Annotated in this window: 20 protein-coding genes and 1 riboswitch; of the genes, 9 read left to right on the forward strand and 11 right to left on the reverse strand. The window is 55.6% G+C overall.

From position 1 onward, the window contains the following. Positions 1-8: 8 nt before the first annotated feature. The 6 genes from WFO70_RS06270 to catA all read right to left on the reverse strand — a co-directional run bounded on the left by WFO70_RS06270 (position 9) and on the right by catA (position 5,568). Positions 9-719, reverse strand: coding sequence for an urea amidolyase associated protein UAAP1 (locus WFO70_RS06270; protein WP_337015199.1), 711 nt, complete (start codon positions 717-719; stop codon positions 9-11). Positions 720-723: 4 nt separating this feature from the next. After that, a complete protein-coding gene (locus WFO70_RS06275) occupies positions 724-1,500 on the reverse strand; it encodes an ABC transporter ATP-binding protein (protein ID WP_337015200.1) in 777 nt (258 codons plus the stop codon). Then, positions 1,497-2,312 (reverse strand): ABC transporter permease, encoded by an 816-nt coding sequence (locus tag WFO70_RS06280; protein WP_337015201.1) that lies wholly within the window; start codon positions 2,310-2,312, stop codon positions 1,497-1,499. The genes WFO70_RS06275 and WFO70_RS06280 overlap by 4 nt, the downstream gene beginning before the upstream one ends. 17 nt (positions 2,313-2,329) lie before the next feature. Beyond that, complete coding sequence (locus WFO70_RS06285) at positions 2,330-3,388, reverse strand: putative urea ABC transporter substrate-binding protein (protein WP_337015202.1); 1,059 nt, start codon at positions 3,386-3,388, stop codon at positions 2,330-2,332. A 57-nt stretch (positions 3,389-3,445) separates the two neighbouring features. Continuing rightward, positions 3,446-3,544: riboswitch (guanidine-I (ykkC/yxkD leader) on the reverse strand. 176 nt (positions 3,545-3,720) lie between these two features. After that, entirely contained in the window at positions 3,721-4,632 is a 912-nt protein-coding gene (locus WFO70_RS06290) for an alpha/beta fold hydrolase (RefSeq protein ID WP_337015203.1), read from the reverse strand. Between the two features lie 276 nt (positions 4,633-4,908). Beyond that, positions 4,909-5,568 (reverse strand): type A chloramphenicol O-acetyltransferase, encoded by a 660-nt coding sequence (catA, locus tag WFO70_RS06295; RefSeq protein ID WP_337015204.1) that lies wholly within the window; start codon positions 5,566-5,568, stop codon positions 4,909-4,911. 289 nt (positions 5,569-5,857) lie between these two features. Here catA and WFO70_RS06300 point away from each other — a divergent pair, with 289 nt between their 5' ends. The 3 genes from WFO70_RS06300 (at position 5,858) to WFO70_RS06310 (ending at position 8,879) form a co-directional block, all read left to right on the forward strand. Beyond that, positions 5,858-8,047, forward strand: coding sequence for a TonB-dependent siderophore receptor (locus tag WFO70_RS06300; protein ID WP_337015205.1), 2,190 nt, complete (start codon positions 5,858-5,860; stop codon positions 8,045-8,047). A 99-nt stretch (positions 8,048-8,146) separates the two neighbouring features. Next, on the forward strand, positions 8,147-8,386 hold the full coding sequence (locus WFO70_RS06305) for a DinI family protein (protein ID WP_337015206.1): 240 nt from the start codon (positions 8,147-8,149) through the stop codon (positions 8,384-8,386). Between the two features lie 10 nt (positions 8,387-8,396). After that, on the forward strand, positions 8,397-8,879 hold the full coding sequence (locus tag WFO70_RS06310; protein ID WP_337015208.1) for a glutathione peroxidase: 483 nt from the start codon (positions 8,397-8,399) through the stop codon (positions 8,877-8,879). Here the strand turns inward: WFO70_RS06310 and WFO70_RS06315 are convergent. After that, the gene (locus WFO70_RS06315; RefSeq protein ID WP_337015209.1) at positions 8,854-9,735 is read right to left on the reverse strand and encodes an alpha/beta hydrolase family protein; all 882 of its coding nucleotides are present in this window, start codon (positions 9,733-9,735) and stop codon (positions 8,854-8,856) included. The genes WFO70_RS06310 and WFO70_RS06315 overlap by 26 nt on opposite strands. A gap of 163 nt (positions 9,736-9,898) precedes the next feature. Between WFO70_RS06315 and WFO70_RS06320 the strand changes: the two genes are divergently transcribed. Further along, positions 9,899-10,411, forward strand: a complete 513-nt coding sequence (locus tag WFO70_RS06320) for a GNAT family N-acetyltransferase (protein WP_337015210.1) — start codon at positions 9,899-9,901, stop codon at positions 10,409-10,411. 90 nt (positions 10,412-10,501) lie between these two features. On the opposite strand, the gene WFO70_RS06325 is transcribed toward WFO70_RS06320, so the two are convergent. Continuing rightward, positions 10,502-11,386, reverse strand: coding sequence for a LysR family transcriptional regulator (locus WFO70_RS06325; RefSeq protein ID WP_337015211.1), 885 nt, complete (start codon positions 11,384-11,386; stop codon positions 10,502-10,504). 122 nt (positions 11,387-11,508) lie between these two features. Between WFO70_RS06325 and WFO70_RS06330 the strand changes: the two genes are divergently transcribed. Together WFO70_RS06330 and WFO70_RS06335 are read left to right on the forward strand one after the other, a co-directional pair. After that, entirely contained in the window at positions 11,509-12,636 is a 1,128-nt protein-coding gene (locus WFO70_RS06330; protein WP_337015212.1) for an alpha/beta hydrolase, read from the forward strand. Between the two features lie 56 nt (positions 12,637-12,692). Continuing rightward, positions 12,693-13,883 (forward strand): MFS transporter, encoded by a 1,191-nt coding sequence (locus tag WFO70_RS06335; protein WP_337015213.1) that lies wholly within the window; start codon positions 12,693-12,695, stop codon positions 13,881-13,883. Between the two features lie 88 nt (positions 13,884-13,971). On the opposite strand, the gene WFO70_RS06340 is transcribed toward WFO70_RS06335, so the two are convergent. Further along, on the reverse strand, positions 13,972-14,592 hold the full coding sequence (locus WFO70_RS06340; RefSeq protein WP_337015214.1) for a LysE family translocator: 621 nt from the start codon (positions 14,590-14,592) through the stop codon (positions 13,972-13,974). Positions 14,593-14,800: 208 nt separating this feature from the next. Here WFO70_RS06340 and WFO70_RS06345 point away from each other — a divergent pair, with 208 nt between their 5' ends. Then, positions 14,801-15,361, forward strand: a complete 561-nt coding sequence (locus WFO70_RS06345) for a hypothetical protein (protein WP_337015215.1) — start codon at positions 14,801-14,803, stop codon at positions 15,359-15,361. A gap of 70 nt (positions 15,362-15,431) precedes the next feature. Here the strand turns inward: WFO70_RS06345 and WFO70_RS06350 are convergent, their stop codons facing one another. Next, a complete protein-coding gene (locus WFO70_RS06350; protein ID WP_337015216.1) occupies positions 15,432-15,671 on the reverse strand; it encodes a hypothetical protein in 240 nt (79 codons plus the stop codon). A gap of 110 nt (positions 15,672-15,781) precedes the next feature. After that, positions 15,782-16,303 (reverse strand): hypothetical protein, encoded by a 522-nt coding sequence (locus tag WFO70_RS06355; protein ID WP_337015217.1) that lies wholly within the window; start codon positions 16,301-16,303, stop codon positions 15,782-15,784. Between the two features lie 152 nt (positions 16,304-16,455). Between WFO70_RS06355 and WFO70_RS06360 the strand changes: the two genes are divergently transcribed. Further along, the gene (locus tag WFO70_RS06360; protein ID WP_337015218.1) at positions 16,456-17,079 is read left to right on the forward strand and encodes a glutathione S-transferase family protein; all 624 of its coding nucleotides are present in this window, start codon (positions 16,456-16,458) and stop codon (positions 17,077-17,079) included. 170 nt (positions 17,080-17,249) lie between these two features. Beyond that, positions 17,250-17,993, forward strand: coding sequence for a YoaK family protein (locus WFO70_RS06365; RefSeq protein ID WP_337015220.1), 744 nt, complete (start codon positions 17,250-17,252; stop codon positions 17,991-17,993). Positions 17,994-18,018: the final 25 nt, after the last annotated feature.

An 18,018-nucleotide genomic window follows, 5' to 3' on the forward strand; every position in this document is an offset into this window, starting at 1 on the left:
GCGGCTCCTTACAGGGCGAAAAGTTGGGTGTTGGTCATGGCGCGGTCGTTTTCCGGGCGCGTGAGGAGTGCGTTAATGGCCCCCTTCTCGTCCTCCGCCTGCCGCCAGCTCAGCTGCACCGGGCGCGGGGCATACTCGGTGGAAGGATCCATCGGATGTTGCAGAGCGGTCATCACCATCAGCACATCCATCGGGGCGTACAGCTCCACGTAGCTGCCGGGCCGGGAGTGGTCGCGGTGGAAGCTGAACTGGCCCTGGTCATCCACGGTCACTTTGCTGAAGAAGTTGACCACCATCAGCAGGTCTTCAAGGTTGAGATCCCATTTGCCCATCTCCACCAACAGGTTGTCGGTGCCGTTGCGGAAGAAGCCGTTGCGCAGCTCCTGATAGCGCCCCTGGCCGTATTTCTCCGTCACTTCGGCGGCGTTGAGCACGCCGCCAAAAGGATCGTGCCAGCCGCTGGTATCGGCGGTAATGCCCGCCAGCACCCGGCCCATATCGGAGTAAAAGCAGTGTCCGGCGGTGAGGCGCGCGGTGTGCTGGCCCTTGAGGGTGTCCGGCAGGTTCAGGCGCTCGCTCTTCTGGTGCGGGTTGAGCATCATCAGGCTGACGTTCGCCCCGCCCTCAAGGTCGGTCATGCGCAGGATCTGCCCGCGCTTGAGCACAAAGGAGAGGTGGCCGCCGCCCGGCAGGATCTCGTCACGTAAAGTCGTCGTCATAGTGTTAACCCCTTAAGGCATAAACGTTGTCGGGAGCCAAACCGCTCAACGCCGAGAGCCGTGTCTCGTTGAGCGGAATGTCGTAGGTGATGCGCGCCCCGTAGGCGTTCGGGGCCTGCGGATCGAGGCGCACCTTGTCGAACACCAGCAGGCGGGTGCCGAGGTTGAAGCCTTCGGAGAGATCGTGGGTGACCATAAACACCGTCATGCGGGTTTCGCCCCACAGCTGTAAGAGCAACGCGTGCATGTCTTTGCGGATACCAGGATCCAGCGCGCCAAAGGGTTCGTCCAGCAGCAGCACGCGGGGCTGCATGATAAAGGCCTGGGCGATGGCGAGGCGCTGCTGCATGCCGCCGGAGAGCTGGGCGGGATATTTGTTCAACGCGTGGCCGAGACCGACCTTCTCCAGCATCTGTGCGGCCTGCTCACGGGCGGCGCGTTTTTTTGCCCCAAACAGGCGACCGAACAGCGGGGATTGCGGCAGTTCAAGGCCGATGGCCACGTTATCCAGCACGCTGAGGTGCGGAAAGACCGAGTAGCGCTGGAACACCACGCCCCGACGGCTGTCCGGCTCGGCGGTGAGCGGTTTACCGTCGAGCGTGATGGAGCCGCGGCTCGGCGTCTCCTGCCCGAGCAGCAGGCGCAGAAAGGTCGATTTCCCGCAGCCGGACGCCCCGACCATCGAGCAGAACTCCCCCTCGTTGATCTGCAGATTCAGGCGCTCCAGCACCACATGGTCGCCGTACTCCTGCCAGATATTGTTGATGGTGATAAAACTCATCCTTTCCCTCCTTCTGCCCACGGGAAACAGGTTTTGTGCAGCTGGCGCAGGGCGAGATCCATCAGCCACGCCAGCAGGGTGATCCACAGGACATAGGGGATAATCACGTCCATCGCCATATAGCGGCGCACGAGGAAGATGCGGTAGCCCAGCCCGGCGGTCGAGGAGATGGCCTCCGCCGAGATGAGGAATAACCAGGCGGAACCCAGCAGCAGGCGCAGGGAGGTGAGCAGGCGCGACAGGAGCTGCGGCAGCACCACCCGCAGCACCAGCGTCCAGCTGTTGGCCCCCAGGGTCTGGGCCTTGATCAGGATCTCCGGCGGGATTTCGCAGGCGCGATGCTCCAGATCCCGGGCCAGCATCGGGGTGATGCCGATGACAATCAGCATGATTTTTGACAGTTCATCCAGCCCGAAGACGATAAACAGCACCGGTAAAATCGCCAGCGGCGGCACCATCGACAGCACCGTCATCAGCGGTGACAGCGATGCCCGCCACAGGGGGAACACCCCGGCGGTGACGCCGATGCACAGGCCGATCAGTGAGGCGATCCCCAGCCCCACCAGCAGACGAGCCAGGCTCACCAGGGTATCGACCCAGAACAGGTACTCGCCGCTGCGTTTATCCGGGGTAAAGGCCATCCGCGAGATCGCATCCAGCATCTGTTGCAGGCCGGGCAGCAGCTTGTCCTGAGGGTTGGCCTCAAGGCGCACCGCCGAGCCAAAAAAGTAGGTGGCCAGCAGCAGGACAAACGGCAGCATGACCAGCATCAGCCGCATGCCTGGGGTGGGATGGCGATTAATTTGGCGCATGGAGACTCCGTCACTCATCACAGCTGGCCCGCGGCGGCCATTTTCACGAAGCTGTCGTCAAAGCGCAGTTTGACGTTGTTGGCATCGCCCCGGGTCAGGTTGCCCGGGAAGCTCATGCCGATAAAATCGGCGCTCTGGGCACCGTCGCCCAGCAGCCCCTTGTCGAAAGAGAAGGCCGCTACACGCTGCATGGTTTTCGCCAGATCCGCCGAGGTGACAAAGGCGATGTTGTCCTGCGGGGTGTAGAACAGGTGGGTGGTTTTCAGCTGCGCCTGATAGCCGGCGAGATCGGTCCCGGAGGCCGCCGCCATCGCATTCAGGGCGTTCGCATCCTGGGCTTTCATCAGCCCCATCATCTCGTACCACGCCCCGGTCAGCGCTTTGCCCAGCGCCGGGTTGTCCTTCAGGGTTTCGCTGTTGACCACCATCATGTCGATCAGCTCACCCGGCACCTGCGAGGAGCTGAACACCTCAGTGGTTTTCGGCGTGCCCTTGATGACCGACAGCTGCGGGTTCCAGGCCACGGCGGCCTGCACGTTTTGGGTGGCGAAGGCCGAGACGATATCCGCATCGGAGGTGTTGACCACGGTGACGTCTTTCTCCGCCAGCCCGGCTTTCTCCAGCCCGCGCACCAGCAGATAGTGGGAGACGGACAGCTCCGGCAGATAGATCTTCATGCCTTTGAGGTCGGTCAGGGTTTTGCCCTCACCTTTCATCACCACGCCGTCGTTGCCCTCTGAGTAGCTGCCGAGGATCAGCGCCGTGGAGTCCACCCCGCCCGCCGCCGGAATGGTCAGCGCGTCCATGTTGGTCATGGTGCAGCCGTCGAACTGGCCGGCGGTGTACTGGTTGATGGATTCGATGTAGTCGTTGAGCTGGAGAACGTTGATTTTGATGCCGTACTTATCGGCCCATTTATCGATGATTTTGCTGGTGCTGATGGTGCCCCAGGGCATCCAGCCTGCGTAGATGGTCCAGCAGACGTTGAACTCTTTTTTGACGGCCGCAACGCCAGGAAGACTGACCAGCATCGCCAGCGACAGGATAAGAGAGCGGAGTAATGGCGTTTTCTTCATGCTTGACCTCTGAGTGGCACAAAATAAGGGGGCAGCGCGACACCGTCTGGTGCTGCTGTCTCCCGGGCTTTTGTCCCGCCGTGTAACCTCTCAGAGGTCGCCAGCTCTTGGACCAGTCGTTCACCAAAGTGAACCGGAACCCTAGCCAGCTATTTTCATGTTGTGTGGTGCTGCCCTTCGCTTGTGGTGGTTGCAAAGGGTGTGCCAGGATATTTTAATGAGGTTTATTAGGGGGTTGTAGAATGGCGAGGGTTGGGTTTCACCGTTTTGGTGAAGAGGTGCGGGATGGGTGCACTGTAGTGGTGCTCTGGAAGGAACAGGATAAGCATGCCTTATTTATTTAAGAAAGACTCAACCGCGCTGGAGAACCGTTCTGGCTGATCAAGCATGATAAAATGAAAACTGTCATCAATTCGCGTGAAATGGATATCTGGCGCAGCGATATAGGCTCGACGGTACATTTCATCCACATTGGATGCAGGCACGCCGAATAAGGCGTCATACGCATAAACGACTTCAATCGGTGCTCTGATACGGCCAAGCTCGGGGCGCAAATCGGTAACCATCAATTCATATACAGCATCTGCAATGGTTTTACGATCGGAACTGAGCCCGGCAGCCACCAGCGCAGGCCTCACCGCCTCGGTCTTAGCTAAGCGGGCTATGGATGTTTTCTGAAAGGCGATAAATTCTTCCGGCGATTGCGCCAGCATCCAGTCCCTTGTGGCACCGGCATGGCGGGACGCTGTTTCGCTGGTTGCCGCAGGGTCAAGCATTAACGTATAGAACGGCAAAGCATCGACAATCATTAAGCGACCGACCAGGTCAGGATGCCGTGCCCCCAGCATCAGGGCAATCTCCCCGCCAAGAGAATGGCCAACGATCGCCGGCGCTTTGAGGTGTTGGGTGCGGATGTACTCAGCGATAGCGTCAACTACCGGCGCGATGACCTTCCCGTCCCGGTTGGACATAGCAGGTGTATTTGCAAAGCCCGCGAGTTCTAAAATGTGAACGCGATGGCTCAACTGTAGATCTGATGCTAAATCGGCCCAGATTGCGCGAGATGACGCCAGCCCTGGGATCAATATGACATCCGTTCCTGAGCCTTGCGTCTCAACGGACATAGACTGCAAATTCGGATGTTCTGATGATATGGACAGAGATTGAGCGCTGGATATTGGGATTAAGACAGACATCAATAAAAAAGCGCCTCCGAGCATTGCACGAATATTTGGGGTATGCATTAAATCGTCCTGTTTAAGCCAGCTCATTTTAAAAGAGCTTTGTTTTTGTGATCCTGTTGACGCAGTCAGACTAACGCGATGAAGGTAGGGTGCACCACCACCATATTTAGGGTTGACTCTGGTTGCTGAGGTAACGTACCGAGTGAATGTCAATATGCGCAGAAACAGATTTCAGGTTGGGTCAGAAGAAAAAGTTAACTGGATGTGGGCCGATAATGGTATCGGCTACTTTCACAGATCTGCGGAAGGACTCTGGCAGTTTTCATGTCAGTTTTACTAGAGGTGCTCAATGTCATCACACAGCGCCTGTAATTCGTTGATCAACCTTGCCACATGGAACCCATCGCACACGGAGTGATGGACCTGAACGGCGAGCGGCAACAATACTTTCCCATCCTGGTGGTAATATTTCCCCAGCGTGAACATCGGGGAGAAAAAGTTCTTCATATTAGCCACGTTGATATCAAAACTGGTAAAGCTTACCCAGGGAATACCTGACACAAAAAAGATATTTTCTGGAGACTCACCCTTGGGCCAGTAAGCAAGGTTATTACCATAGCGCGCAGTATCTTCTGAATAAACGTTCTGGAAGTGATGGATATTGCCGTCGTACTGACTCCATATGCAGGAAAAGGTCTCCGTTTCATTATGGAAAACGGTATAGCTTGGATAAACTTCATCCCAAATGACCAGCTCATCGTTCTTCATCGCCATCCGGAATTCGGAATGACTATTTACGATCTTAGAAATAAGGAAAATGATTGTCGGATAAAATTTCCAGCCCACCTGCTTAATATGTTTTAGCAGCGCGGTAATATCTAATTGCACAGTCTGGTTAAATGTTGATTGAGCAAAAGACTGAAATACCTCGAAATGCTCTTTCCTTGCCCAGCGAGATAAATCAACAGGGGTGTAGTCTGGCGTTATTTTTTTCATTTTTAACCTTAGGGTGGCAAACGCATTGTGAGAGTAGCGCATCCTTATACAGGAGGAAAGAAAATGCCGTCGAGTTTCCCCTGTTCGCTCGGTTAAGGCCTTCCTGCCCGCCCCCAGAAAACCCCATCAAAATCATGCCATTATGGAAATATTTTTTTAGCAATACCTGTTTACATTTTAATGATAATTCATATCATCTTGACAATCATTATCACCTGCGAAGGTGATGTTCTTGCGGTACGGGGCTTCAACGCCACGACTACCTCGAAAAATCAGGATGATCACAATAATGAAAGCGCGTCACCTCTGGGCTTTAAACCCTTGTTTGTTAATGATGTTAGCCGCTAATGCCTCGGCTGAAGGCCAAAAAGAAGAGTCGCTGGTGGTCTCCGCCAGCCGAACCAACCACAGCATTACTGACATGGCCCAGACCACCTGGGTTATTGAACAGGCTGACATTGAACAGCAGGTTCAGGGGGGCAAAGAGCTCAAAGAGGTGCTGGCGCAGTTGATCCCCGGTATGGACGTCAGCGGCCAGGGGCGTACCAACTACGGCATGAATATGCGCGGTCGTTCAATGATGGTGATGGTTGACGGCGTGCGGTTAAACTCTTCACGCAGCGACAGCCGCCAGCTGGACTCTATCGATCCCTTTAATATCTCGCGCATTGAAGTGATCTCCGGCGCAACCTCCCTGTATGGCGGCGGCAGTACCGGCGGCTTAATCAATATCGTCACCAAAAAGGGGCAGCCGGAAACGGAAGTCGAGTTCCAGACCGGTCTGAAAACCGGGTTCAACAGCCATAACGATAATGACGAGAACGTCGCGGCGGCGGTCAGCGGCGGCAACGATAACGCCTCCGGACGACTGTCGGTGGCCTATCAGCGCTTTGGCGGCTGGTACGACGGCAACGGCGACGAAGTGATCATTGATAACACCCAGACCGGGTTGCAATACTCTGACCGTCTGGACGTGATGGGCACCGGCACGCTGAATATCGACGATCACCAGCAGCTGCAGCTCACCACGCAGTACTACAAAAGCGAATCCGACGGTAAGCACGGCCTCTACCTTGGCGAGAACTTCTCGGCAGTGACGGGTTCCGGCAACGCTTACAACAAAAATAATCTCGACTCCGACCGTATCCCTGGCACCGAACGTCACCTGATCAACCTGCAATATGCCAATACCGATTTCTGGGGCCAGGATCTGCTCGCCCAGATTTATTATCGCGATGAGAGCCTGACGTTTTATCCCTTCCCTACCCTTTCCGGTGGCCGGGTCACCAGCATTGGCGCATCGCAGCAAAAAACTGACTTCTACGGCGGCAAGCTCACCCTCAACAGCAAACCGCTGGATGATTTGACGCTGACGTGGGGTGTCGATGCGGAGCATGAAACCTTCGACGCCAATCAGCAATTTTTCGACCTCAGCAAAGCGGCGGCCAGCGGCGGCATGAAGCTGGATAACGCCTATAACATCGGACGCTATCCGGGCTACAGCATCACCAACCTCGCCCCGTTCCTGCAATCCAGCTACGACTTCTCCGCCATCACCCTGAGCGGCGGCGTGCGCTATCAGTACACCGAAAACAAGGTCGACGACTTTATTGGCTACGCCCAACAGCAGGGTATTGCCACCGGCAAAGCCACCTCGGCGGACGCGGTACCGGGCGGAAAGACTGACTACAACAACCTGCTGTTCAATGCCGGTATTCTGGGTCATCTGACTGAACGCCAGCAGCTGTGGTTTAACTTCTCCCAGGGCTTTGAGATCCCGGATCTGGCGAAATATTACGGTTCCGGCACCTACCAGCTGGTAAACGGCCATTACCGTCTGGTCAACAGCGTTAACGTCAACGACTCGAAACTCGACGGGATCAAAGTTGATGCTTACGAGCTGGGCTGGCGTTACACCGGAGATAACCTGCGCACGCAGATCGCCGGGTACTACTCTCTCTCCGACAAGACCATCAACATCAACAAAAGCGACATGACCATCAACGTCGAAGACGATGAGCGTCGTATCTATGGCGTTGAAGGCCAGGTGGATTATTTCTTCACCGACAGCGCATGGAGCACGGGTACCAACTTCAACATCATCAAATCGGAAACCCGCGTCGACGGGAAATGGGAGAAGCTGACGGTCGACAGCGCCAGCCCGTCCAAGATGAGCGCATGGGTCACCTGGGCACCGGGCGACTGGACCTTGCGCCTGCAAAGTACGCAGACGTTTGATGTGTCTGACGAAGCCGGTAAGCACATTGATGGCTATAACACCGCGGACTTCATCGGCAGTTACCTGCTGCCGGTGGGCAAGCTGAGCTTTAGCGTCGAAAACCTGCTGGATGAAGACTACACCACCGCATGGGGACAGCGCGCACCGGGTCTCTACAGCCCAACCTATGGGGCTGAGAACCTTTATACCTATAAAGGTCGCGGTCGTACCTTCGGCCTGAACTACTCGGTTCTGTTCTGATAACCACTCCCTGCCGCCTGCAAAGCGGGCGGCAGTTGACAGATCTCATTCCCCCGGTAAGAATGCTGTACATTAAAACAGTATCTAAAGGTGTGTGTGATGTTCGTTGAACTGGTTTACGACAAAAGAAATGTGGCGGGACTCCCGGGCGCCAGGGAGATCATCCTGGCCGAACTGACCACTCGCGTGCACCGGATCTTTCCGGACGCCGAGGTGAGGGTTAAGCCGATGCAGGCGAACGGCCTGAACAGCGATGCCAGCAAAAGCGATCGGGAGAAGCTGAACCGCATGCTGGAAGAGATGTTTGACGAGGCCGACATGTGGCTGGTAGCGGAGTGAGGTTTCCCACATGACCCCTTTTCATCAGCTGACGGCCACCAGCCTGCGTGGCGAGCACATCTCAATGGCCGACTATGCGGGTAAGGTGGTTCTGGTGGTGAATACCGCCAGCCATTGTGGCTTCACGCCCCAGTACGCAGGCCTTGAAATGCTCTACAAAAAGTACGCCGCTCAGGGGCTGGTGGTGCTGGGTTTCCCCTGCAACCAGTTCGGTAAGCAGGAACCGGGCAGTGCCGACGACATTGCCCAGACCTGTCAGATTAACTACGGCGTGAGCTTCCCGATGTTCGGGAAAGTGGAGGTCAACGGCCCCAACGCGCACCCGGTGTTTCGCTACCTGAAACAGGAGCTGCCCGGCGTGCTGGGCGGGCGGATCAAGTGGAACTTCACTAAGTTCCTGATTGGCCGCGACGGTAAACCCCTCAAGCGTTTTGCACCGCTCTCTACCCCGGAGAAAATAGAAGCCTCTATCGTTGCTGCGCTTGAACTTTAGTAGCCGGGCAGTGACTCTCCAGCCATTGCCCGACAACGGGCCATAGTTTCTCCGCGCATCGCGCACGGAAAAAACCCATATGGCCAATGGCCGGCAGGCCATAATCGGCGCGCCGTATCTCACGGCGTTCAATTCTGGCATTTTGCACGGGCTCCATCAGTCGCGCGATGGCCTCAGGGTTAGCCCAGGGGTCGTCATCAAAACCCATTACCAGCACCGGTAACGTTATCTCACTTGCCCGCTGGCGGGCGTTCCAGTCTGGATCGTCGTAGAAATAACCCGGCAATGCGCTCCAGCGCCCCCACTGACGCATCACCGGCGCGGGTAAATCTTCGCCCAGGCCGAGGCGTCGTGCGGGCATGTAGCCGAAGATTTGGCAGAGAGCCGGGGCCAGAACACGCAATAAGCACCAGACGCGCACCTTCTCTGCCGTTTGTTTGATGGTGCTCGTCACACCGGCATGGGAGGCCACAATGACCGCGGCCTGCAGGGCGTGAGTGGCTGACGAAAGCAGAACGGCATGCCCGCCGACGCTGTGGCCAACCGCCAGCAGACGACGTCCGGGGAAATGCGTCTGAGCCCAGGCGGTTATGCATCCGACGTCCTGCTCGATCCAGTCTGACATTGAGACGCGGGAGTGACGCATATTTCCTGACTTTGAACGCCCCGTTCCCCGGTAATCGTAAGTGAGAACGCTGAATCCCTGGTTAAAAAGGTACTCGGCAAATCCCTTATAAAATGCCTGCACCACCGCCGTTGCCGGGTGAAGGATTACCACCGCTTTGGCATCGCTTCTTTCCCATATCGTGGCAGCCAGAAACCCGCCTTCATTGACGGGTATTATTATTGCATTCATTCTTGAGCCTTATTGATGTGGTCATACCAGTTGTGTATGAGTTCAATCTAGCCTGTACTTGCATATTTGGCGATTTTTTCTTCTCTGTTGTTATCAGGAAGCGATTGCAATTAGACCAGGTTTGCTTATGAATAAAGGCGGTCTGATTAACAGGATTAAGTGAATGACATTACACATGCGGCAAGCAACCCTGGCGGATGCCAGGTTACTGAGTGAACTGGGTAACAGCATCTATCGCGCCCACTTTAAACATCTGTGGGTATCAGAACCGGAACTGAACCAGTTTTTAACTGCTGAATATTCTCTGCCCGTGCTTGAGAAGAGCCTGCAAGACCGCAGTGTGTGCTGGTATGTGGCAGAGACCGATCGCCCGATTGGTTTTGCAAAAGTGACCGCTGAAAGCCGCATCCCCGATACGGATATTTCAGGGGTGCTGCTTAACAAGCTGTACTTTGATTCGGCTGAGACAAGTCGAGGCTATGGCCAGATTATGTTTGAGGCGATCAAAACGCGTGCCCGGGAAAATGGCGCCACATTTTTATGGCTGGAGGTGCTTGAACAGAATCAACGCGCTTGTCACTTCTACAATAAACAGGGCATGGCGCACATCAAAAACACCCTTTTCACTACGGCTTCGCAGCAGAGCGTGCTCAGGATCATGGGAATCTCTTTATAGCCTGGTCGCGTGAGTCCGGCGACGGCCCACGCGCCAGGTAGGCGGACCGCGCCGCCGGGGGTGCTGCGCTTGCCCGGTCTGCAAGTAACTTCAGATTTTCAGGGTATCAATCACCGCGCGCAGAGCGGGTGATACGTTGCGATGAGGGTAGTAGAGGAACAGCCCGTCCATCCGCAGGCTGAAGTTCTGCAATACCCGGATCAGCGTCCCGCGCGCCAGATCCTCCGCCACCAGCTCGACCGGCACATAGGCCAGCCCCAGACCCAGCCGGGCGGCTTCCGCTTCCATATAGCTGTCCGACAGCGCCCACTGCCCCTCGGGGCGATGGGTGATGCTTTTGCCATCCTGAACCAGCTCCCAGTGGTAGAGACTGCCGTCGGCAAACTGGTAGGCAATGCAGGGATGGGCCGCTAAATCCGCTGGCGTCTGGGGAAAACCGTAACGGCGTAAATGGTCGGGCGTGCCGACCACCGCCATCTCCATATCGGGCGTAATGCGCACCGCGACCATCCCCTGACCGACTTCCGGCCCCAGCCGGATACCGGCATCGAACCGCTCGGCGATGATGTCGACGAAGCGGCTCTCGTTCATCAGCTCCAGCCGGATATCGGGGTAGCGCTGCTTAAATACCGCCAGCTTTGGCAGGAGACATTTATCGATGGCGTGCTGGCTGGCATTAATGCGCACCGTGCCGGAGGGGGTATCGCGGTAATGCGCCAGGGTGGCGAGCCCGGTATCCAGGGCGGCAAACCCGGACTGGGTAGTCTGGTAGAGCTGCTCACCGGCCTGAGTCAATGAGAGCCTGCGGGTAGTGCGCACCAGCAGCTGCACGCCCAGCCGCTCTTCAAGGTCGCGCACCGAGCGGCTGATCCCTGACTGGGCCAGCCCGAGCCGCTGCGCGGCAGCCGTGAAGCTGCCCTCCCGCGCCACCTGCATAAACAGGTACAGCTCGTTATAGTTTTCCCGCTTCGCCATCACCGTCCCCCTCACCCATTCATAACAATATGGTATGAATCTTAGCAGCTTTCACCCTCTAATCAGCATTATTTCTGCTAACTATACTGGGCTCCACACAACAACACAGCCCGGTGCCTCTTATGAAAACACTTGCCCGAAAAATGACAGTCGCGATGCTGCTGTGCGCATCCTTAAGTGGAGTGACGACAATGAGTTACGCAGATACCACCAATCCGAACGCGCCCGTTTCGATGATCGCGAAATGGGACAAAACCTTCGCCGAGAGCGACAAAGTGGATCACCGCAAGGTCTCCTTCCCGAACCGCTACGGGATCACCTTAGTGGCCGATCTTTACCTGCCGAAAGACCGGGGCGATCGCAAGCTGGCGGCGATTGCGGTCAGCGGGCCGTTTGGCGCGGTGAAAGAGCAATCCAGCGGCCTGTATGCTCAGACCCTGGCTGAACAGGGCTTTGTGACCCTGGCCTTCGACCCCTCTTACACCGGCGAAAGTGGCGGCCAGCCGCGTAACGTCGCTTCGCCAGACATCAACACCGAGGACTTTAGCGCGGCGGTAGATTTCCTGGGCTTACAGAAAGAGGTGGATCGCAACCGCATCGGCATCCTTGGCATCTGCGGCTGGGGCGGGATGGCGCTGAACGCAGCATCCATGGACACCCGCGTCAAAGCGGTCGCCACCAGCGTGATGTACGACATGAGCCGGGCGATGGGTCACGGCGTGGGCGATGGCAAAGACCGCTACTCTGCGGCCGATCGCCATGCGGTCCTGCAATACCTGAACGAACAGCGCTGGAAGGATGCTGAAAACGGCACCTTCGCCCACGGCGGCCACGATATTAATGTCGACCAGAACGGCAACGTGAGCGCGGCGAAACGTATTCTGCCGGAGGCATTGCCAGCCGATCCGCATCCGGTGCTGAAAGAGTTCTTTGACTACTACCGGATGCCGCGCGGCTTCCATGAGCGTTCCGTGAACTCCACCGGGGCATGGACCGCGACGATGCCGCTGTCGTTTATGAATATGCCGCTGCTGAGCTACGCCAACGAGATCAGCATCCCGACGCTGATCGTGACCGGTGAAAAGGCGCATTCACGCTACTTTGCTGAAGATGCGTACAACGCCGTCGGCAGCAAACAGAAAGAGCTGGTGATCGTCCCGGGCGCTAACCATGTCGATCTGTACGACAACGTCGCCGGTAAGATCCCCTTTGCGCAGTTCGGGCAGTTCTTCAAAACCAGCCTGAAGTAACCTCTCAGCCACCTGTCCCGGCAGGTGGCGCTGTTTTCCCCTCGTGAAATCTGACTATGTCCACACTGAGCCAAACATCACAACATAACCAACGCGCGTACTGGGGCGGCATTTTCGCCATGACCCTGTGCGTATTTGTCCTGATTGCATCGGAGTTTATGCCGGTCAGCCTGCTGACCCCCATTGCCGGCGATCTGGGCGTGACGGAGGGTCTCGCAGGCCAGGGGATTGCCATCTCCGGCGCGCTGGCGGTCCTGACCAGCCTGAGCCTGTCGCATCTTGCCGGGAATATGAACCGTAAAACTCTCCTGCTGGGCATGACGCTGTTGATGACGATATCGAGCCTGATTATCGCCTTTGCCTCCAGCTACCTGGTCTATATGGCCGGGCGCGCCCTGATTGGGATCGCCATCGGTGGCTTCTGGTCGATGTCTGCGGCGACGGCCATGCGCCTGGTGCCGCAGCATCAGGTCTCCCGGGCGCTGGCAATTTTCAACGGCGGTAACGCCCTGGCGACGGTGGTCGCCGCTCCGCTCGGTAGCTATCTCGGGGCCACCATCGGCTGGCGCGGAGCCTTCCTGTGCCTGGTCCCGGTGGCGATCGCGGCGTTTATCTGGCAGTGGTTTAGCCTGCCCGACATGCAAGGGAACAAGAGCCGGACCTCACGCGGCACCCTCTTCCGCCTGTTCCGTCTGCCGGTCGTTTCCATCGGCCTGCTGGCCTGCGGCCTGTTCTTTATGGGCCAGTTTGCGCTGTTTACCTACGTGCGGCCCTTTCTCGAGACCGTTACCCACGTCAGCGCCTCCGGCTTATCGCTGATCCTGCTCACCATCGGTATCGCGGGGTTTGTTGGCACGCTAATCGTTGCCTTCTTCCTGAACGCCCGGTTTTACCTGACGTTAATGGCGATTCCGCTCCTGATGGCCGCCATCGCCGGGCTGTTAACCCTCACCGGCCAGAGCCTCTGGATCGTCGCCCTGCTGTTGGGATTCTGGGGTCTGCTGGCAACTGCAGCACCCACGGGATGGTGGACATGGCTCGCCCGTACTCTGCCCGATGATGCAGAAGCCGGCGGCGGGCTGATGGTGGCGGTGATCCAGCTCTCGATTGCGCTGGGCTCAACGGTTGGGGGGATGGTCTTTGATAACCTGGGCTGGCAAAGCACCTTTGCGCTGAGCGGGATTTTGCTGCTGAGCGCGGTGCTGTTGACCTGGTTAACTTCAGGCAAAAGCGCGATTAAGGATTAACCTGACATTGACTCTCAAGCCATTGCCCGAGGATGGGCCACAATTTCTCCGCGCATCGCGCTCACTTTACTCCCTGACTCCCGCTCCGTTATCGACTACTGAATGCCAGTTTGGCGGCAAAGCAGAGAAAGAGTCCTCCGGTTGCACGATCCATGGCGCTGATGACGCGGCGTTTTCTCAGGATACCGGATGCGAAGTGCGTGGACAGAATAAGCGTGACGGACCACAGGGTGCCGATCAAAACATGAATGCCGACAAGGATAAATGTCCAGAGCACGGGTGAATGCCCGGCGGGGATAAACTGCGGTAAAAACGACACATAAAAAATGCCCATTTTGGGATTGAGTACGTTGCCGAGCATGCCTTTAACAAACCAGTTCCCGTGAGCCGTGGTATTGCCCGCCCCCTGACTGAAAGACGATCGGGGGCGCATCAGGAGTTGCAGGCCCAGCCAGCAAAGGTAAGCCGCACCGCAGATTTTCAGGACGGTATAGGCGAGCGCTGAAACCGCCATCAGTGCGCCCAGACCGAGCGCGACAAGCGCTCCCCAGATAAAACAGCCCGCATCAATGCCAAGAGCGGCCTGAAAAGCTTTTTTACCCCCTTCAGCGCAGGCGGTTCGAAGAATGAGTGCCGTATCCAGGCCAGGCGTGAGGGTAAGCAAGAGTGCAGCAAAGGAGAAAGCGAGAAGTGAATCGGTAACAGACATTTTCTTTATCCGAAAGAGCGGATGTTATCGGGTTGCCTCCGTTCAAACAATCCCTTACGGGCATTTTGTTAAAAAATTGCTACAAAAACCTGTTCTACAGAGTATCGCTTGCGACGTAAAATCAAAGGGTAACAGGTTCATCACTGACGGCTTCAGAAATGAGGCTCGGCCAGGGTTCATGTAAACCATTCAGGATAGGGAATGTCAGATGCCATCTCAGTACACACTCATTGACCTGCTCGGGCTACTGGTTTTCTCACGGAAATATCCCTTTCTCCACGACGATCTGGACCGTCTGATCGTTGCATGGGCTGAAGATCAACTCACCCAGGGAAGTGAGTCGGAGACGCTATTAATCCTCGCGTCACTGGGGTTTGATGAGCGCCCTGAACGGGACGAGGTTGAACTCTATTTGTCACGATATATGGCAGAGCGGCAGATAGACCTGCCGCCGCTAAAAGATGCGGCCCTGATCTGGATAAGGCTCTTTATGCGTCAACTTTCTCAGTGCACGTCCATTCAGGATGCCGAACAGAAAATGAATTTTCTGGTGTGTCACTGGCTCGAACCTGACGTAAAGATTTTCGTGGCGGTGGTCGATACTCTGAAATCGCTTTACTGGCATCTCTTTGATGAATGGGAGGGGCCTGGCACAAGCGAAGCAGTAAGGATGCAGGAGTCAGAGTTCTTCGAGCTGATTGATCGTGCGATGCTGCCCTATTCCCGAAAAATTAATAATCCAGACTGGCGGGATCTGCTTGTGCGGTAATGATTAACGTCCGGGCTTCGTTTTTAACTGCCGTTTATATGACCAACAATAAGGGTCGTTGGGCATGGTACTACGTCGTCTCATTTAAATAGTGAAGATATTCGTCCCAGACTTTTTCAGGGTTGAAATCTTTATACCCTCTTTCCTCTGCCAAACTGCGGGCGCTGTCCGCTGGAAGTGCAATGCATGTCCCCGAATCCCTGATGGATTCCACCTCTTCACGGGTAAGCTGGCTTCCTTTTTTATCATGAGCACTGATGATCAACTGAACCAGCGGGGGAATGAAACAGAGATAAAGATCTTCACTCATTTTGCGCCTTTTACCTTTTATGCTGTTAACGCTGTTCAGTTTAACGGGGAGTAGAGTCTTGATGAATTGCCCATCCTGCAGAAATCGTCGTGGATGGGCAATCCGCCAGATTACCGGAGAACTGTTCTCAGGTTTTCGTAGATATCCAGCGCTTTTGTCACGCTAGCTTCATCCATCGACATTTCGGAAAAGTCGGTGAACAGGGCATCAGAACTGTGTTTGTTGATGATAAAAAGCTTTTTGCCCTGAACAACTCGATATTCAATATCGTACTCTTTGCGCGTCAGCGATCCTGTATCCGGAACCGTGAATCTGGTTTTCGCTCCCGTATCTTTGGGGTCCCACTTCAGGAATCCGGAATAGTAGTTAATCCAGTTTTCAAGGGTGTATTTGGTGACATAACCGAACTGGGTTACGGCATTGCCGCCGTTATAGACCACGATCTGGGCATACTCGCCATCATCGTCCTGACGTAACGTCCCGTGAAAGGAATCAATATATTTAGGCTCTTTGGGGAGGTTGATATCAATGCCCGTACGGTATTGAGTCCAGGGATAATAGAATGCGGGTTTACCGGGGGTGGAACAGCCTGCCAACAGTAATACACATAATAATCCCAACACTTTTTTCATTGTTACTCCTTTCTGAATACTTCCATTGTTTTGTCACTATTACATAAACCATTACTTACCGCACGCCACCCCCTCCCCACCAGAATTTGCCCTAAACTCCTTACACAACTGCTGTATTGTTCTTAAACATTCATAAAAAGGACACCTGCACCATGCTAAAAATCCTCGGCAAAACCACCTCCATCAACGTGCGCAAAGTGCTCTGGACCTGCGAAGAAGCGGGTCTGGACTATCTGCAGGAAGATTACGGCAGCGGCTTTGCCTCAACGGAGACCGACGCCTTCCGCGCGCTGAACCCGAACGCCATGGTGCCGGTGCTGATCGACGGCGACTTTGTGCTGTGGGAATCCAACGCTATCTGCCGCTATCTGGTGCGCAAAGCCGGGCGCGACGACCTGCTTCCTGCGGATCCGCGGGCGTGCGCCAATATTGAGCGCTGGATGGACTGGCAGGCGACCGAATTCAACAACGCCTGGCGCTACGTCTTTCCGGCGCTGGGACGCAAAAACCCGGACTTTAACGATCCTGAGCGAATTGCAGCGGGGATTACGGAGTGGAACCACCACATCATGATCCTTGAACAGCAGCTGCAACGCACCGGGGCCTGGGTGGCGGGCGAGACTTTTACCCTGGCCGACGTGGTGCTGGGGCTGTCGGTGAACCGCTGGAAGATGACGCCCTTTGAGCACCCGCAGGTGCCCGCCATCGAGGCCTGGTTTGAACGTTTAAATCAGCGTGAAGCATTTTTACGCCACGGGAATAATGGCATGTTGTGAGCATGGCGCGCCTGATGCTTAATAATCACTTTCTTATCAAGGTTATTTTAATTAATTACGAAATCTACACAGGCCTCCGGTGCCGTAATAATTAAGCACTATCCTGGACAACCCAGGAATTCGCTTTGCTAGCCTGATGATTCAGGCAAAGCTCAAACCGGAGGTATTCTTTGCTGATTAAACTCAAGAAAGAACGAACGCATCAGGAGGATCGCCGGCTTGCCCTCTGGCTGGCGACTTCCGCAGGATTGCTGAATGCTATTGCATTGGGGGCCTTCGGCTTTTTTCCTTCCCATATGACCGGCAACACCTCACAGTTATCCAGCGAAGTCTCCTCAACGGATCTGAACGATATTATTTTCTTTGCCACCCTTATTTTGTCGTTTGTGTCGGGGGCAATTATTGCGCGGATTATTGTTTTATGGGGCCTCATTCACAATGTGCGGCTCATTTTTTGTCAGGTTCTGTTTATTGAAGGGTTATTGCTGGCTGGTGTCTCCCTGTACGAAATGTATTTCCATACTCTCACCACCAATCGGGAAATTATTGTTTTTCTCTGCGGCCTGATGGGGATCCATAATTCCACCTCCACCCAACTTTCCGGCGGCCGGGTAAGATCCACTCACATTACCGGCACCTTAACCGACGCAGGCATTGCGCTGGCCTCCGTGGTGGTGGCAATGCTACGCCGGGATTTCTCCAAAGATACGACCGCACAACGAAGCCAGTTGACAACCCATCTCACCACCCTTTTCTCGTTTATTACCGGGGGTATTGTCGGGCTGATCCTGTTCAGAAATTTTGGCTTTCAGGCGATGCTGGCGCTGGGGCTGATGCTGACCCTGGTGGCCGCTTTCTGCATTATCAGCACCTCGCTGCGGGTGCGGAAGGTTCGCGCTGCACTCAGCAAATAGTTTATGCCGTTCACTCGTTAAGTGA

This window comes from Leclercia sp. AS011 (assembly GCF_037152535.1).
Taxonomy (GTDB): Bacteria; Pseudomonadota; Gammaproteobacteria; order Enterobacterales; family Enterobacteriaceae; genus Enterobacter.

Coding starts and splice junctions, on each gene's coding strand:
- WFO70_RS06280 (WP_337015201.1), bottom strand. CDS start 2,312: ATGCGCCAAATTAATCGCCATCCCACCCCAGGCATGCGGCTGATGCTG.
- WFO70_RS06300 (WP_337015205.1), top strand. CDS start 5,858: ATGAAAGCGCGTCACCTCTGGGCTTTAAACCCTTGTTTGTTAATGATG.
- WFO70_RS06360 (WP_337015218.1), top strand. CDS start 16,456: ATGCTAAAAATCCTCGGCAAAACCACCTCCATCAACGTGCGCAAAGTG.
- WFO70_RS06335 (WP_337015213.1), top strand. CDS start 12,693: ATGTCCACACTGAGCCAAACATCACAACATAACCAACGCGCGTACTGG.
- WFO70_RS06355 (WP_337015217.1), bottom strand. CDS start 16,303: ATGAAAAAAGTGTTGGGATTATTATGTGTATTACTGTTGGCAGGCTGT.
- WFO70_RS06275 (WP_337015200.1), bottom strand. CDS start 1,500: ATGAGTTTTATCACCATCAACAATATCTGGCAGGAGTACGGCGACCAT.
- WFO70_RS06345 (WP_337015215.1), top strand. CDS start 14,801: ATGCCATCTCAGTACACACTCATTGACCTGCTCGGGCTACTGGTTTTC.
- WFO70_RS06350 (WP_337015216.1), bottom strand. CDS start 15,671: ATGAGTGAAGATCTTTATCTCTGTTTCATTCCCCCGCTGGTTCAGTTG.
- catA (WP_337015204.1), bottom strand. CDS start 5,568: ATGAAAAAAATAACGCCAGACTACACCCCTGTTGATTTATCTCGCTGG.
- WFO70_RS06315 (WP_337015209.1), bottom strand. CDS start 9,735: ATGAATGCAATAATAATACCCGTCAATGAAGGCGGGTTTCTGGCTGCC.
- WFO70_RS06290 (WP_337015203.1), bottom strand. CDS start 4,632: ATGCATACCCCAAATATTCGTGCAATGCTCGGAGGCGCTTTTTTATTG.
- WFO70_RS06285 (WP_337015202.1), bottom strand. CDS start 3,388: ATGAAGAAAACGCCATTACTCCGCTCTCTTATCCTGTCGCTGGCGATG.
- WFO70_RS06330 (WP_337015212.1), top strand. CDS start 11,509: ATGAAAACACTTGCCCGAAAAATGACAGTCGCGATGCTGCTGTGCGCA.
- WFO70_RS06325 (WP_337015211.1), bottom strand. CDS start 11,386: ATGGCGAAGCGGGAAAACTATAACGAGCTGTACCTGTTTATGCAGGTG.
- WFO70_RS06310 (WP_337015208.1), top strand. CDS start 8,397: ATGACCCCTTTTCATCAGCTGACGGCCACCAGCCTGCGTGGCGAGCAC.
- WFO70_RS06320 (WP_337015210.1), top strand. CDS start 9,899: ATGACATTACACATGCGGCAAGCAACCCTGGCGGATGCCAGGTTACTG.
- WFO70_RS06270 (WP_337015199.1), bottom strand. CDS start 719: ATGACGACGACTTTACGTGACGAGATCCTGCCGGGCGGCGGCCACCTC.
- WFO70_RS06340 (WP_337015214.1), bottom strand. CDS start 14,592: ATGTCTGTTACCGATTCACTTCTCGCTTTCTCCTTTGCTGCACTCTTG.
- WFO70_RS06305 (WP_337015206.1), top strand. CDS start 8,147: ATGTTCGTTGAACTGGTTTACGACAAAAGAAATGTGGCGGGACTCCCG.